Consider the following 15,759-nt stretch of genomic DNA (forward strand, 5'->3'; position numbering starts at 1 on the left):
GGAAAACACGTAAAGACTGACACAGACCATGAAGCAAATCCATGCTGCATTTCTTGCCGCCGTGCTGACCATTACGGCGACGCCGGCGTGTCACGGGGCATACATGACCGACTGGCTGGCGAATACATACGGGACCAACGCCAGCCGCGTGGGCAGCGTTGCGCGTTCGATGTGGATCGCGCCCGACGGCGTCATCTATACCGCGTCGATGTGGGACGAAAACGAGGGCGGCGTTGCGATCTACCAGAACCGCAAAAGCATCGGCTCGATCGGCGCGCACAACGAATTCCAGGGCAGCGCGATTACCGGCAACGCCACGTCGATCTTCGCCGCGTTGCAGTTCAAATCTACGTACGGCAGCGGCGCCGTGGGGCGGTACAACCGAAGCAGTCAGACCCGCGATCTGCTCATCCCGGTCAGCGCGACGACGACGGAAAGGCGCGCCGATGTCGTCACCGGACTCGCGACGTCGGGCTCGCTGCTTTACGCGAGCGACTTCCCCGGCAATCGCGTGCGTGTCTACACCACCGCCGGCGTCTGGCAGCGTGATATCACCGTCTCCGGCCCCGGCGCGCTCGCGCTGGACGGCGTGGGAAACATCTGGGTCGCGCAGAAGAACGCGGGTACGGTCGTCGAATTCAATCCCGCGGGCGCGCCGCTGAACGCGATCCGGCTGTCCGCATCCTCCCGGCCGTCCGCCCTGTATTTCGATGCGGCGACCGCGCGTCTGATGATCGGCGATCAGGGTCCCGACATGAACATCAAGATCTACGATGTCTCGCGCGCGCCGTTTCTGGCGGGCACGTTCGGCGTTCGGGGCGGATATCTCGACACGACCACGGGAACGAAGGGCCAGGTCGGCGACAAGCGCTTTACCCGCGTCGTCGGGATCGGCAAGGATTCTGCAGGCAATCTGTATGTGCTCAACAACCCGTGGGGCGGAACCTGGGATCTCGGCCGCGACGGCGGCACCGACATCCACGCGTATGACAGCGTCGGCAATCTGCGCTGGAAGCTGCAGTCACTGAACTTCGAGGGGATCGCCGCGCCGGATCCGGCTACCGACGGCGCGTACTTCTATGGCGGCACCAATCTCTATACCGGCTCCGCCGGCGGAACCTTCGTCGCGAACACGGTCGATCCGATCACCTATCCGTCCGATCCGCGCATCAACCTCAACGATCACGAACGCGGCGAGCATTTCGGCCAGCTCGCCGCCGTCGGCGCAAACCGGATCCTCGTAGCGGCCAGCCAGAATCCCGACACCTTCTACTTCTTCCACTTCAACAGCGCAAACGGCTACATCGCGATCCCGGACGCGGCGCTTCCGGGCACCGCGTTCAATGCGACCGCCAAGGTCCGCAACGGATTCTGCCTCGACAGCAAAGGCGACGTGTGGGCCGGGCTCGACAAGACGAACGCCATCTGGCACTACCCACTGACCGGCTTCGACGCCAGCGGCAAGCCGAATTGGGGAGCCGGTGGATCGACGCCCATTCCGGGCACGATCGCGCCGTTGACACGGATCATCTACCTGCCGGAGAGCGACACCATGATCCTCGCCCAGGGCATCGTCGGCAGCACGGACTGGACGGCGATCGGAACCCGGATCGAGGTTTATCACGGCTGGCTCGCCGGCAACACCACCACGCCCAAGCCGGTCATCAACCTCACCCGCGCCAATCCCAAGTCGATCACGGCAACCGGCAACTATCTGTTCGTCGGCTACGTGCACACCGTGCCCGACATCGACGCGTTCAATCTCACGACCGGCGGCCTCGACAATACGTTGAGCAACAGCCGCCCCGGCGCCGTGTACGTCGGCAATGACGTGGATTCGATGTACGGACTGCGGTCGTACCGACGGACGACCGGGGAGTACGTGATCACGAAGGACAATTACAACGGCTCCAGCGTCGTCGTGTATCGCTGGACGCCGTGATTGGCCGCGGCGCAGGGCGCTGCGGCCTTCGGCGAGCGCGCGGCCGCGACCGGCAAGGCACGTTCGCAAGCGCATTATTTGCGTGAACAGGCCCTGGGCCAACCGTGTCGCTCAATTACCTTCTGGCAGCTTCGACGAATGATGGCTGGTAATCAGCCATGTGTGCCCGTTCCACTCATAGGTGAACGTATAGCGCGCCTTGACAACCGAGCCGTCCGCGAACTGAAACGAGTAGAGCCCCGCGTCGATCGCCGTGTTGCATTCGATCATGATGTCGCGAAAGTCAATCGTGCCGACGGGTCTCTTCTCGAGAAAGTGCTTGAAGTAGTCCAGCTTTTCCTCAACGGTCAAACGCGGCTTGTTGGAGACGGTCGGCAGCAAGATCGAGCGCGGCGCGTAGTTCGCCACGACCTTGTCCGGGTCGCCAGTCTTCAGCGAATCGTTCCAGCGATCGAAAAGTGCCGCAATCTGCTTCTCCGATGCGGGATGGCAGGTTTCGGTCTTCGCGAACGCGCCACCATGGACGACGATCACAAGCACTGCAGCAACGACGAACGGCCTCAATCGGCAGATTTTCATGACTCACCTCTCGGAAATCGAACATGCTTTCGGCAAAGCCGCCACAGCATCGGGGGCTGTCTCGCATTTTATATCTCAAAAATAGCGCAACTTTGCACCAGCGACTGGTTCCCCCCGCACGAAATTACCCATCGCTTAAAGAGCGGTGACGTTGTTCAGACCGTTGTGTGGCGTTGTCGCTCGCAATTGCGTATGCGACCCATTCATCGGGTTCGTCCATCGAGACGTAGAGGCCCGGTTACCCTTGGGATTCGCCGGTGCGCGTCGCAGATCCCATGGATACGCCCCCGTGTAGCCAAGGCACACGCGCGGAAAGCTGGCTGACAATCGTGCCAAAGAATCGCGCGAACGCTCGATGTCGGCCCGTTGCGGCCTGATGGACTTGCGATGGCGCGACGGCTGCTTAGAGGGCGACGCCGACGTTCGAACGGCCGCATGAGTGCTGACGACAACGACCCGGGTCGAAAAGCCGGCGAACGCGATGCCGATTTTCCGCAAGATGCAAATACCACAGAAGGCGCAAGTGCGAGTAGATTAGGACCTTCTTGCGACCCGCCACCGTGTCTTCGAATCGGTCGCCATCCGAGTCATTCCTGAAGTTGCACGGGAGCCGGCATGAACACGAAGCACAGCAAGAAAGGTCATCTCGAAGCCGCGGCGTCACACCACGAGCAGGCCGCGCGACATCACCGTGAGGCGTCGCGGCATTTCGAGGACGGTCAAGACTTTGCCCACGCAGCACTTCCGGCGTTGATGGCCCATGGCCACACGTTGCATGCGATCGATCAGGCACACGACGCCGGCGCGCACAGCGCCAATACGCCATCAGTAACGCCTCCATCGAGCGGCTCAGGCGTAAGTGCCGCGGACGTGGCAAAACTTCATGCGGCGGCAGTGGAGCTTCACACGCAGGCAGCGCAGCATATGCGCCACGCCGTCAAGCTCTTCGATCAGGATCGTAGCGCGGCCTCCCACGACGCACAGCTAGCACTCTCCCTTGCACTGCGCGCTTTGTCGCATGGCAACGAAGCCGCCAGACTATTTGTCAAGCTCGCTGCCAGTGGTGCTTCGTGAGTTAAGGGTGGTTGAACTCAAGCCAGTCACATCGTGTTTGGTGGGGTATTCGGACTGGTGCGGTACCCGTTTATGGCGCGTATCGAGCGCGCCGAAAGCTGAATCGCTTTCTGCGCGGCGTGCGCGCCGTACAGCACCAGGTTGTCGCGCGGATCTACGGACGTGGGCCTCCCGTACCGATCCGCGCATTGCCAGGTATTGCGCAATCCGGCGTGCCACTCGCGACTAGGCCGTTCGTTCCAGCAGGTCTGTTGCGAAAGACTTCGCATGCGCTACGGCCGCTTGCGCGTCGACGAATACACCGAGCTGCTCCCAGTGCTCTTCGGCCGCGTACGTTCCTTTCACACCGAGTGCCCTCTGAACGCGCAATTGCGCTGCGTATCTGCCGTCCTCCAATGGTCGAGCAGTCGCTATTACCTTGTGCGGAAGGCTGGATCTTTCTGGCTGAACCAACTCGACAGGACCGCCAGGTACGCCGATATCTTTCAACTCGTTCCTGGCTTTGCAGTCCGGGCAGTAGAAGCACCACCCCTCGTCCTCGTGACTGGATCTGACCTGCCCACGAGCCAGCACGGCACGACATTCAACGTTTTCGCAGATGAACGGCATAGCAGTCTCCGGAGTTGTTTGAAAGAAATCCTAGCATGTCCGCCGACGGCCAACCATCGGCATTGTTGCCGCGCCCGAGGCTCACAAAACCCTCGAGCGCGAGCCGGCAAGGTCGCGTTACGTGGCCGCAGAGTCGCCGCGATCAGGTACAGACCGCCGCCGATCGCCACAGTAGATGAGCCGGGTCGAGCTCCGCGGCGGCGGCGAAGCGATTGCATCGCGTCGATTTTCCATATCGACGTCGACGTGTCACGCGAACGGATTCTTGACCGTGCCCGTTGGCGCGGGCGGCTCTTCCTTGATGTGCTCGGGGAGCGACGGATCATGCTGCAGTGCTTCGACGATGCTCGCGATTGCCTGCTGCAACGCGAGCGCGGCCGCGAGGCCTGCCTTGTCCCGCGTCACTTCCAGCGTGCCTGACAGAACGATACGCTCCGGATCGTTGGTCACGGTGAAATCGTCACCGTGGATATTCAGGATGGATGTGTCATCCTCGAACGCTTTAAACACCATTCAAACCTCCGATACGTGTGTCCTTCAGCGACTCCGGGATGCCGGGGAATCGCAATCCGCTTTGTGCTTCGAGCTCGTGTACCGTCGCGATGTCGTAGCGGTTTGCAGCCGTATTGTTGACGATGACGGCGAACGCAAGACGTTGTTCAGGGACATAGACTACCTTGAAAATCTGCGTCGGAACGATCACGCCGGTTGCGCCGATCGTTTTCAGTTCCGCGCCCTTGAACATCGGGCCGGTGACGACGTAGGTATCCGTGGCGCGCATGCCGATCCGGCGCACGGCCTCTTCGACGTGCGCCCACAGCCGGCGGTTGTTCGTTGGATTCTGCGGCACCATGTTCGCGAGGGAGAACGAGTCGGCCATCGCCTGGTCGTTCCAGCGGTCGCCCGCCGGACTCATGTGCCCGCGATCGTAGCCGCTCTTGCGGTAATCCGAGAGCCGCGCACCTTCGCCGGCCGGCAGGCGCTGTTCTTCGAAAAAGCGGTTGGTGCGAACTTCGTCTTTGGCAGCCTCGAGATGCGCGCGGGTCAGGTGTTCCGCGGACCACAACGGGCCATGCGTGATACCGGAGTGCAGGACCTCGAAATCCGAATAGCAGAGCAGGCGGGTCTTGGCGGCCATCCTGGGATTGACCAGGACAGGGGGCGTGCCCTGCGGGCTGAATTGCGCACAATTGTCGGAAGCGATGGCGTGCGATGCGATTGCGATCAGCAAGCCGGCGAGATATTTCCGCATGAAACTGACATTGAGTGGAGGGACCGGAAGTATATGACCGATCGGGTGTGTAGCGAGCGGGGTGTCGCTGGTTTCGAGGCGCGCCGTTTGGCTCGGGCCGCGAAGTTTGAGCCGCCAGGCGTGAACGCAGGACGCATCGTGGCAGAGCGGGAAACGCCAAGCGAGATGGCGCCCCTGACGGCCTCCCAAATGAAAAATCCCTACTCAGCGTAGTCTGCTGAGTAGGGATCGGGCTGGCCATCATTCACGCCAACCTGTATGGGTTGGCGTTTTGCCGGGGTATGACCGGTATCAGAACTGGTTCATCGTGTTGTCTTTACCCGCCGCTTTCAGCGCTGCTTCGCCGCTGAAATACTCCTTGTGGTCGTCGCCGATGTCCGAGCCGGACATGTTCTGGTGCTTGACGCAGGCGATGCCCTGACGGATTTCCTTGCGCTGCACGCCAGCCACGTAACCCAGCATGCCCTGGTCGCCGAAGTATTCCTTGGCCAGGTTGTCGGTCGACAGCGCGGCGGTGTGGTACGTCGGCAGCGTGATCAGGTGGTGGAAGATCCCTGCTTCGCGCGACGCGTCGGCCTGGAACGTGCGGATCTTTTCGTCGGCGAGCGCCGCCAGTTCGGACTGGTCGTATTCCACGCTCATCAGCTGCGCGCGGTCGTATGCCGACACATCCTTGCCCGCGGCCTTCATCGCGTCGTACGCCTGCTGGCGGAAATTCAGCGTCCAGTTGAACGACGGGCTGTTGTTGTACACCAGCTTCGCGTTCGGGATGACCTTGCGGATCTCGCTGACCATGCCGCCGATCTGTGCGATGTGCGGTTTTTCGGTTTCGATCCACAGCAGGTCGGCGCCGTTTTGCAGCGACGTGATGCAGTCCAGCACGCAGCGCGCTTCGCCCGTGCCGGCGCGGAACTGGAACAGGTTGCTCGGCAGGCGCTTCGGACGCAGCAGCTTGCCGTCGCGCTTGATGACGACGTCACCGTTGCCCAGTTGGTCGGCCGACAGTTCTTCGCAATCGAGGAACGAGTTGTACTTGTCGCCCAGGTCGCCCGGCGCGTTGGTCACGGCGATCTGCTTGGTCAGGCCGGCGCCCAGCGAGTCGGTACGTGCCACGATGATGCCGTCGTCCACGCCCAGTTCCAGGAACGCGTAGCGGATCGCGCGGATCTTGGCCAGGAAGTCCTCGTGCGGCACGGTGACCTTGCCGTCCTGGTGGCCGCACTGCTTCTCGTCGGACACCTGGTTTTCGATCTGGATGCAGCATGCGCCCGCTTCGATGAACTGCTTGGCCAGCAGGTACGTTGCTTCAGCGTTGCCGAAGCCCGCGTCGATGTCGGCGATGATCGGCACCACGTGGGTGACGTGGTTGTCGATCTTTTCCTGGATCGCGGCCTTGGCAGCAGCGCCTTCGGCCGCGTCCAGCTCGCGGAACAGGCCGCCCAGTTCACGGGCGTCGGCCTGGCGCAGGAACGTGTACAGTTCGCGGATCAGCGCGCTGACGGAGGTTTTTTCGTGCATCGACTGGTCCGGCAGCGGGCCGAACTCGGAGCGCAGTGCGGCCACCATCCAGCCGGACAGGTAAAGGTAGCGGCGTTCGGTGCTGTTGAAGTGCTTCTTGATCGAGATCATCTTCTGCTGCCCGATGAAACCGTGCCAGCAGCCCAGCGACTGCGTGTACTTGGACGGGTCCGCATCGTAGGCGGCCATGTCGGCGCGCATGATCTTGGCGGTGTACTTGGCGATGTCCAGACCCGTCTTGAACTTGTTCTGGGCACGCATGCGGGCGGCATACTCGGGGCTGATGGCATTCCACGCGCTGCCGTGGTTCTCCTTCAAACCGGCAACTGCCTTGATGTCGTCTTGATACTGGGCCATGTCAATCTCCTAAGAGCAAAGCGCGTTTGAGTAAATGGTTGGGCGTGCCGCTCCGTCTGTCGAAGCGAACTGCATGACTCAATAGTAACGCTGACCTGGCGCGCTTTGGCGATGTCTTATATAAGACATAAGACATAATTTATTCTTGTTTTTCAATGGGTTGCGTTGTGATTTTTGCGATGTAAAACATGTTTTCAAGCGACGAAAAGAGCATGCCGCGGAAATTCGAGGGGGGTTCCGCAATGTGAAACGCTCTTTCGGCTGCTGGAGGCAGGACCGGCGCGGGTGGCTCGAGCAACGAATGCTGTCGGGATGATTTGGCAGACGTCTGTTCGAAACGGGACGATGCGTGTGGCCGCCAAGCGTCCGGGGGGCTCGTGCGCTCGGGATCGGTTGGAGCCGCAAGGGTGCAGCTCGGCCCGTCATTAAAGAATGCGTTCCGGCTCCAGGGAGGGGGATGAGACCCGACTTACCGTGACCCCGACGTCCGTCGCTTGAACCATGTCGCCCGGCCTCACGCCATTGGCGGCAGTCACAGTGACTTTGGCGCCAAAGGGGGCCTGCTGCCCGAAAAGCGTCCGCATCTGCTTCTTTTTTCACATGCCGATCGGATCGACCATGACGTCAACCTATTCGATGAAAGGAGCTACGTCATGAAACTGCTCAGCATGATCCGCCTGGTCCTGTGGAGTTTCTTCGGCGTGCGCAACAGCAAGGCGCATGCTGCGGATCTCGCGAATGCGAACTTCACGTTGCTGCCGTTCGTGGCGATCATCCTCGCCGCGCTGATCGGTGCGGTGATCTACGGCGTCGTGCATCTGGTTGCCGATCCGACGTCGACGATGCAAGGATTCTGATCGCCGCGTCGTCTGCGTCGTCTGCGTCGTCCGCGACCGCCTGCGACGCCCGTGACGCCCGTGACGCCCGCGACGACGGCACGGATGCGCACACTGCGCATTCCATGCCGCCGCCTGCCCGCTCAGAACGTGTGATTCAACGCGACGCGAGCGATGATCTGATGCCCGTTCGACGACGCGCCCGGGCCGCCCGGGATGAGCGCGCCGTCGAGCGGCGTGCCGGTCGCGCCGCCCGCGACCTGCTGATAAACGAGCTGCGTATATACCGATGTCCGCTTCGACAACAGGTACTGCGCCATCGCGCCGGCCTGGTTCCAGTGCAGCGTCGACTTCACGCCGGCCTGGTCGACCCCGCCGCGCGTGTACGTGTACATCGCGCCGACGAGAAAGGCCGGCGTAAGGTTGACGCGCGCGTTGACCTCGATATTGTCGAACGTCAGCCGCGCATTCGACAGCCCGAGGCTGCCGACGTACAGCGACGCATCGGGCTGGCTGACGTTCACGTGCGAATAAACGGCGCCGAGCGTTACCGTCCCGATCCCGTAGTTCACGCCGATCCCGTAGATCTTCTGGTTGCCCGCGACGAAGCCGGTGTCGTCGGGCGTCAGCGCGCCGGTGGTCGTGCTGCCGGGGCCGGACAGGTTTTCATAGACGGCGGCGACCGACAGCGTCTGATACGCGTAGTTCAGCCCGACGCCCATCATCCGGTTGCGCGCGAAGCCGCCCGCGACGTTGCTGAGCCCATACATCGCGGTGCCGGACAGGCCGGCGATCGTCGGGCTCGTGTACTTCACCGCGTTGTTCGAATGGAACGACGCGTCGGTGTTGTCGTTGTCGAGCGGATGCGAGAACAGGAAACCGGCCCAACTGCCGTTCGCGGTCAGCGGCCCGATCGTATCGGACACCGTATCGAACTGCCGCCCGAGCGTCAGCGTGCCGAAGCTGTCCGACTTCAGGCCGACGTACGACTGGAACCCGAACAGGCGGCCGCCGTAGCCGAGCTGGCCGTTCTCGAGCGCGAAGCCGCTTTCGAGATCGAAGATCGCATGCAGTCTGCCGCCGAGATCCTCGTCGCCCTTGATGCCCCAGCGGCTCGTCGCGAGCTCGCCGCCCGTCATTTGCCACGATGACTTGCCGCCGGCGTTGTTCGTGTAGTTGATGCCTTCGTCGAGGACGCCGAAAAGCAGCACCGAGCTTTGCGCATGCGCATTTGCGCAGCCGATCAGGAATCCTGCCGAGATGAGAAGCGATCGTGTTTTCATGGGGGATGCGGGCTTGAAGAAGGAATCGGTCGATGGTCCGGTGCGCGACCGGATGCATCGCAGCCGCGCGAACACCGATAAGCAGATGGCGTGCCATCGCGCGTGTCGGGGGCAACGCATGCGCGCGGCGTTCGATCTCATGCCGCATTCGGCATCGACGAGACCTGCTGCAGAGGGAAAACGCGTACGACACCCGTTGCATGTCGCAATTCGTGTCGCATGTCGCGTCTCAGATTGAGACGCGACATGCGTGCAAAACGACGTGCCGAAGCCCCGGCGGTCGCGACAACGAAGGAAGAGGGGGCGCGCGCCAGATGAGTGAGGCGAGGAGGATACGTCAGGCGAGGCGGTTACGTCAGGCGAGCGACAGCGGATAGCCTTGCGTCTCGAGCCAGCGGCGCACGAGCGCCGCGTGCGGCGGGGTGAGCGATGCGAGCACCTGCGCGGCCGGATGGTCGCGCAATGCGTCGACGATCGGCGCGAGCGGAATGCCTTGCAGATGCCAGATGCCGAGCGGCTGGTCGGGGCTCGTGACGACGTCGGCTTCGGCGATCGTGTCGCCGTCGATCACGGGCGCCTTCTCGACCGTCAGCGCGCGGAAATCGGGCGCGGGATGCGACGGCGCGTCGTCGGGCCACGCGCGGCGCGCGCGCCAGAACGCCCGATCGGCCCACTGCTGTTCGAGCGCGTAGAAGTCGCGCCCGATCCGCGCGAAGCGCGTGAACAGGTGCGCGATGCGGCGCTGGTGGAAGCGCAGTGCGAGCGCCGCGCGGTCGGGATGCGCGAGCAGCGTATGAATGACGGCAGGCGCCTGCAACGCCGACGACAGCGACTGGAAAATGCCGTTGCCGGACAGCGGATCGACGGCCATCGCCGCATCGCCGACGCGCAGCCAGTTCGTGCCGCCGGTGTCGCCGCACAGCGTCGCGCTGCTCGTACGCGCGACTACCTGCACGGCGTCCGCATCGTCCTTGTAGCCGCCGAAGAAATCCCGCGCGAGCGGCGTGCGGCGCAGCGCCGCGCACCACGCGGGCAACGCATCACGCGGCGGGAGCGTCGTGCTCGCGACGTCGAGCGTCATCTGCCAGTAGCAGCGGCCGTCGGGCAGGCGCGCCATCCACGCCCAGCCGTCGGGCAGGCTTTCGATCGCGGATGCGCCAGCGCCCGGCGCTCCTTGCCAGACGTTCAGCAGGCTCAGCGTTTGCGGGCCACGCACCGCATCGCGCGCGAGCGGCGCGAGCCGGCCGCGCGCTTCGACGACGAACGCCGCGTGCAGCACGTCCGGTCCGGCCGGCGTGTCGATACGGATCGCGTACCGGTCGCCGCTGGCCTGCACCGCGCGTATCGTCGCTTCGCGCACATCGATGCCGGCGTCGGCGAGATCCCGGCGCAGCGCGATGTCGAAGCGCCGCCGGTCGATCAGGTGTTCGTGATTGAGCGTGCGGGTGTCGCCGTTCCAGCGCGTCGTGCGCGCGCACGGCGGCAACGCGCATGCGGCCGCGTGCGTCAGGCCCGCATGCTGCAAGCCCTGCAGCACGCGGGCCGACACGCCCTCGACCGCATCGAAGCGCCGCCATTCGCTGACGACCGTCACCGCATAGCCGAGCCGCGCGACGCCGAGCGCCACCGCCGCGCCGGCCGGCCCGGCGCCGAGCACGGCGATATGCGCGCCGGCCGGCGCGAGCACCGCGTGTGCGGCGATATGCGGCCCGGCCATCACGCGCACACGCGCCGTTCGACGCCGGTGAACGCGGCGCCGGCGCGCAGGTGCGCGAACAGCGCATCCGCGTCGGCGTCCGGATAACGCGCGAACCAGCGGGCCGCGATGCCGCTCATCGCCGCGCACGCGATGCTCGCGCCGGCCGGTGCGCCAGGCCCGCCGCCCGATACAACCGCGCCGAAATCGGCCTGCGCGCTGTCGAGCCACGACCATTGGCCGGATGCGCAGCGCGCGTCGCCGGTCACGCGCACGACGCCGGGATAGCTCGCCGGAAACACGGGCGCGCCTTGTGCGGGGCTCGCCGCGAACACGACGATCCGCTGTGCGATCGCGTCCGCACAGGCGTCGCGCAGTGCATCGCGGTCGGCTCGCACGCCGAGGCTCAGGTTGATGATCCGCACGCGCTGCGCGATCAGCCAGCGGATCGCGTCGGCGATCTGCGCGGCGCTCGTCACGCCGCGCGCGTCGAACACCTGCGCAACGCACAGCGGCGCAGCGGGCGCGGCGCCGGCAATCGTCGCGCAGATCGCGCTGCCGTGTCCGAGGCGGTCGGGTTCCGCAGGCCCGCTGCAAATCGTCTGGTCGTCGTCGAACCAGAAACGCTGCGCGGCCTCGACATGCGATGCGAGCGCGGCGGGATGGCCGCTGTCGACGACGCCGATGCGGATCGCAGCGGCAGCCTGCAGCGCGTCACGCATGCGCGGCATCCTCGCGGGTGCGCCGCGCAAGCCGACCGTTCGCGAGCTCGAAATGCAGCTCGACGCCGGCGAGCGTCGATGCGCGGTGGCTGACGAGTATCCGCGTGCGGTCGCCGAACAGCAGGTCGATCTGCGCGATGACCTGCCGTTCCGTCGCTTCGTCGACGGCCGACGTCGCTTCGTCGAGCACGAGGATCGCGGGGTCCTGCAGCAGCGCACGCGCGATCGCGATCCGCTGCTTCTGCCCGCCGGACAGTTGCTGGCCGCGTTCGCCGATCGGGCCGTCCAAGCCGCCCGGCAGCGTCGCGATCAGCTCGTCGAGCTGCGCCGCGCGCGCAGCGCGCGCGATCTCGCTGCGCGGCGCGAGCGGCACCGCGTAGCGGATGTTGTCCGCGAGGCTGCCGCGGAACAGCACGATGTCCTGGCTGACCACCGCGACATGGCGGCGCAGCGCGTCGAGATCGACGATGCGCAGGTCGATGCCGTCGATGCGCACGCTGCCGCGCTGGGGATCGTAGAAGCGTTGCAGCAGGTCGATCAGCGTCGACTTGCCGCTGCCCGACATCCCGGACAGCGCGACCTTGCTGCCGGCCGGCACGCGCGCGCTGACGCCTTGCAGCACCGGCTGCGTGCGCTGGTCGTGCGCGAACCACACGTCGTCGAATTCGAGGTCGCCGCGGGCCGGCATGTCGCGCGGCACGGCCGCCGGCTGCACCGACACCGGCGCGCGCTGCAGCTCCATCACGCGGCCGAGGCTGACCGTCATCCGCTGCAGCGCGACGTACAGCCCGAGCAGGCTTTTCACGGGGCCGATCGCCATGCCGAGATAGCTCGAGAATGCGATCAGCGAGCCGAGCGGCCAGTGGCCTTCGATCACCCAGTAGCCGCCGACGATGAACGCGCCCGCGCGCGACAGCGACGTCAGCGTGCCGGGCACCGACTGCGTGACGAACTCCGTCACCTGCAGCTTCAGCAGGCGCCGCATGTAGTGATCGCCGAGCCCGTCGAGGCGGCGCTGCTCGGCCTGCTGCTGGCCGGCGGCCTGGATGAACTTCATCGCGGGCAGCGTCTCGACGAGGAACGACGACACGTCGGCGGCGCCTTCGCGCACCGCGCGCGCATCGCGCTCGACCTTGCGGCGCATCGTGCGCAGCCACAGGATCTCGAACGGGATCAGCAGCAGCGCGAGCAGCGACAGCTTCCACGACAGCGTGACGAGCAGCACGAGCGTGCCGACGAGGCCGATCACGTTCGACACCGCGGCGAACAGCGCGTCGAGCGCGAAGCGCTGGATCTCGGCGACGTCGCCGTCGAGGCGCGACAGCAGGTCGCCGAGGCGCCGCTGCCCGTAGAACGACGGCGACAGCCGCTGCAGGTGCGCGTACACGGCGCTGCGCAGCGAGAACAGCACGCGGCCCGACAGCCGCGTGTGCAGGTAGCGATTGACGCCGCCGAGCAGCGTACCGACGAACCCCGCGGCCACCATCGCGAACGCGATCGCGACGAGCATCCGGAAGTCCTTGCCGACGAGCCCGCGGTCGATCAGCTCCTTCGTGAGCCACGGCTGCGCGAGCGCGAGCAGCGACGCGCATGCGGACAGCGCGAGCAGCCCCGCGATCGCGAGCCGGTGCGGCCGCACGAAGCCGTACAGCCAGCCGAGCGAGCGCGCGAGCTGCGCCCGGTCGTCGGTTTTCACGAAGCGCAGCACGAGGTTCAGCATCGGGCGTCGTCGGCGTTGGAGGGCGAGGGGCAGGGTGCCGTCACGGCGACAGGCGCTTGAGCCGCCGGTACAGCGTCGCGCGGCTGATGCCGAGCGTCTGCGCGGCCGCCGCGACATTGCCGTCGTGGCGCGCGAGCGATTCGCGGATCAGCTCGTCCTCGTGCCGGCGGATCAGTCCGGACGATGCGTCCGGCGCGGGACACACGCCGTCGACGAAGCCGTCGCACAGATGATCGAGACCGAGCACGTCGTCGTGCTCGTCGCGCACCGCGAGCGCGGTGCGCAGCACCATCTCGAGCTGGCGGATGTTGCCGGGCCACGGATGCTGGCGGAATACGTCGGCGAGTTCCGCGCTGATCGTCACGTGCGGCGCGCCGAGCCGGGCGAGCAGCGCGGCGACGATCAGGTCGACGTCGTCGCGCTCGCGCAGCGCGGGCAGCAGCACGTTGACGCCGTGGATCCGGTAGTACAGGTCCTCGCGGAACGTCTTGTCGCGCACCATCGTCTGCAGGTCGCGGTGCGTCGCGCAGATCACCGCGATGTCGATCGGCTGTTCGTCGCCCGCGCCGAGGGGCGCGATCTTGCGTTCCTGCAGCACGCGCAGCAGCCGCGCCTGCAGTTGCAGCGGCATGTCGCCGATCTCGTCGAGGAACAGCGTGCCGCCGTGCGCCTGCATCAGCCGGCCCGTCATCCCGCCCTTGCGGGCGCCCGTGAACGCGCCGTCGCGATAGCCGAACAGCTCGGATTCGATCAGGCCTTCCGGAATCGACGCGCAGTTCACCGCGACGAACGGCTTGCCGGCGCGCGCGCTTGCGTCGTGCAGCGTGCGGGCGACGACTTCCTTGCCGGTGCCGGTTTCGCCCTGCACGAGAACGGGCAGGCCGTTGTTGAGGCCCTGGCGCGCCATCGTCAGCGCACGCAGCAGGCGCTGCTGGCGGCCCGCGAGCGCTGAGAGGCCGGCAAGGCCGTCGGCGCCAGGGTCACGGCGCGGCGTACCAGCGGGTGCTGCCGCACGCGCGCGCGCGACGGGGGTGTTGGGCGCCGCCGTGCGCGGCATGCGCAGCGCCTTGCAGTGGAACGACGCGTCGACGCCTTCGACGCGCAGCATGCCGCCCTGTTCGGCGAACGTCATGAACGACGCCGTGCGCGCGAGCGACGTGCCGTCGCAGCGGCGGCCGACGAGCGCCTCCCGCGCGAGCCCGAGCAGTTCGCACGCGTGCACGTTCGCGGCGACGATGCGTCCGTCTTCACTGACCGCGAGCACGCCGCTCCAGCTCGAGTCGAGATACGTGCGGCGCGGATGGAACACGAGCACGACGTGCTCGGGGAAATATGTGCTGAACAACCGTGTCTCGATGTGGGACGCGGCATCGCTCATCAGCATCGACAGCGCGTCGAGCGTGAGCGGCAGGTCGCCTTCGCGCGTGAGGTCGAGCACGCCGATCGGCTGTCCGTGCGGATCGTGCAGCGGCAGCGAGCGGCACGAGAAGCGGCCGAGCCGGCCGAGAAAGTGCTCGCCGCGGTCGATCGCGACCGGGCGTCCTTCGATGAGCGCGGTGCCGAGCGCATTGGTGCCGCGCAGCGATTCGCACCAGCTCGCGCCCGGATGGATGTCGCCGATGCCGAGCTCGGCGAGCTGGCCCGCATTGCCTTCCACCGACAGGATCGTTGCGCGCGCATCGGCCAGCAGGATCACGCCCTGGTTTCCGCAACGCTCGGCGAGGAACTCGAGCTCGGGGGCGGCCGCATCGAGCAGCAGCCGGTTCGCGCCGTGCAGGTCGTCGAGATTGCAGAATTCGCGCAGGTTCACGAGCGCGTCGTTGTCCCAGCGCACGCCGTGGTCGAGGCTGCGCCGCCATGACTGGTCGATCTCGATCCGCAGGTAGCCGTGCGGGAGCACACCGTCCGAACGCAGCCGTTCGCGGATCAGAGAGGCGGTCTGGAGCCGGTCCGGAAGCCGTTGGCCGGAAGGGAAAGAGTCATGCACGTGATCCCTCCTCAGGAGAATGTCGGGCCGCCGGAGGCCGGGCGGCCGCACGCAAAAACGCCCGGCGAGTCTGGCATAAGGCCGGACGCAAATCCATCCGGACAAAAACCTAAGACCCGCGCGGGGCGCGGCGGCGCGGCCGCCATGCGGGCGGGAGCGGACATTCGGGGCGTGAAGACGGGCG

Annotated in this window: 13 protein-coding genes; 3 read left to right on the forward strand and 10 right to left on the reverse strand. The window is 65.7% G+C overall.

What is annotated here, in order from left to right:
- Nucleotides 1-28 precede the first annotated feature (28 nt).
- A complete protein-coding gene (locus tag ACV22Z_RS32405) occupies nt 29-1,942 on the forward strand; it encodes an SMP-30/gluconolaconase/LRE-like region family protein (RefSeq protein WP_448080326.1) in 1,914 nt (637 codons plus the stop codon).
- 111 nt (nt 1,943-2,053) lie between these two features.
- On the opposite strand, the gene ACV22Z_RS32410 is transcribed toward ACV22Z_RS32405, so the two are convergent.
- The gene (locus tag ACV22Z_RS32410; protein ID WP_448080327.1) at nt 2,054-2,521 is read right to left on the reverse strand and encodes a protein kinase; all 468 of its coding nucleotides are present in this window, start codon (nt 2,519-2,521) and stop codon (nt 2,054-2,056) included.
- A 615-nt stretch (nt 2,522-3,136) separates the two neighbouring features.
- Here ACV22Z_RS32410 and ACV22Z_RS32415 point away from each other — a divergent pair.
- Complete coding sequence (locus tag ACV22Z_RS32415; RefSeq protein ID WP_448080328.1) at nt 3,137-3,595, forward strand: hypothetical protein; 459 nt, start codon at nt 3,137-3,139, stop codon at nt 3,593-3,595.
- A 225-nt stretch (nt 3,596-3,820) separates the two neighbouring features.
- Here ACV22Z_RS32415 and ACV22Z_RS32420 read toward each other — a convergent pair whose 3' ends face one another.
- The 4 genes from ACV22Z_RS32420 to ACV22Z_RS32435 form a co-directional block, all read right to left on the reverse strand.
- Nucleotides 3,821-4,204, reverse strand: a complete 384-nt coding sequence (locus ACV22Z_RS32420) for a hypothetical protein (protein WP_448080329.1) — start codon at nt 4,202-4,204, stop codon at nt 3,821-3,823.
- A gap of 249 nt (nt 4,205-4,453) precedes the next feature.
- Complete coding sequence (locus tag ACV22Z_RS32425; RefSeq protein WP_448080330.1) at nt 4,454-4,717, reverse strand: hypothetical protein; 264 nt, start codon at nt 4,715-4,717, stop codon at nt 4,454-4,456.
- Nucleotides 4,707-5,456, reverse strand: a complete 750-nt coding sequence (locus ACV22Z_RS32430; RefSeq protein WP_448080331.1) for a DNA/RNA non-specific endonuclease — start codon at nt 5,454-5,456, stop codon at nt 4,707-4,709. Before ACV22Z_RS32430 ends, ACV22Z_RS32425 begins: the two co-directional genes overlap by 11 nt.
- Nucleotides 5,457-5,747: 291 nt before the next feature.
- Nucleotides 5,748-7,331, reverse strand: a complete 1,584-nt coding sequence (locus ACV22Z_RS32435; RefSeq protein ID WP_448080332.1) for an isocitrate lyase — start codon at nt 7,329-7,331, stop codon at nt 5,748-5,750.
- Between the two features lie 653 nt (nt 7,332-7,984).
- Between ACV22Z_RS32435 and ACV22Z_RS32440 the strand changes: the two genes are divergently transcribed.
- Nucleotides 7,985-8,188: a DUF2970 domain-containing protein gene (locus ACV22Z_RS32440; protein WP_448080386.1), complete on the forward strand. Its 204-nt coding sequence runs from the start codon at nt 7,985-7,987 to the stop codon at nt 8,186-8,188.
- A 122-nt stretch (nt 8,189-8,310) separates the two neighbouring features.
- Here ACV22Z_RS32440 and ACV22Z_RS32445 read toward each other — a convergent pair whose 3' ends face one another.
- From ACV22Z_RS32445 to ACV22Z_RS32465, 5 genes are all read right to left on the reverse strand, one after another.
- A complete protein-coding gene (locus tag ACV22Z_RS32445; protein WP_448080333.1) occupies nt 8,311-9,450 on the reverse strand; it encodes a porin in 1,140 nt (379 codons plus the stop codon).
- 355 nt (nt 9,451-9,805) lie between these two features.
- The gene (qhpG, locus tag ACV22Z_RS32450; protein ID WP_448080387.1) at nt 9,806-11,167 is read right to left on the reverse strand and encodes a flavin-dependent monooxygenase QhpG; all 1,362 of its coding nucleotides are present in this window, start codon (nt 11,165-11,167) and stop codon (nt 9,806-9,808) included.
- Nucleotides 11,167-11,868, reverse strand: coding sequence for a subtilisin-like serine protease QhpE (qhpE, locus tag ACV22Z_RS32455; RefSeq protein ID WP_448080334.1), 702 nt, complete (start codon nt 11,866-11,868; stop codon nt 11,167-11,169). The genes qhpG and qhpE overlap by 1 nt, the downstream gene beginning before the upstream one ends.
- Nucleotides 11,861-13,588 carry an ABC transporter ATP-binding protein gene (locus ACV22Z_RS32460; protein ID WP_448080335.1) on the reverse strand — a complete coding sequence of 576 codons (1,728 nt, stop codon included), beginning with the start codon at nt 13,586-13,588 and terminating at the stop codon, nt 11,861-11,863. The genes qhpE and ACV22Z_RS32460 overlap by 8 nt, the downstream gene beginning before the upstream one ends.
- Before the next feature lie 40 nt (nt 13,589-13,628).
- Nucleotides 13,629-15,575 (reverse strand): sigma-54-dependent Fis family transcriptional regulator, encoded by a 1,947-nt coding sequence (locus tag ACV22Z_RS32465; protein ID WP_448080336.1) that lies wholly within the window; start codon nt 15,573-15,575, stop codon nt 13,629-13,631.
- Nucleotides 15,576-15,759: the final 184 nt, after the last annotated feature.

The organism is Burkholderia sp. PU8-34, assembly GCF_053427725.1.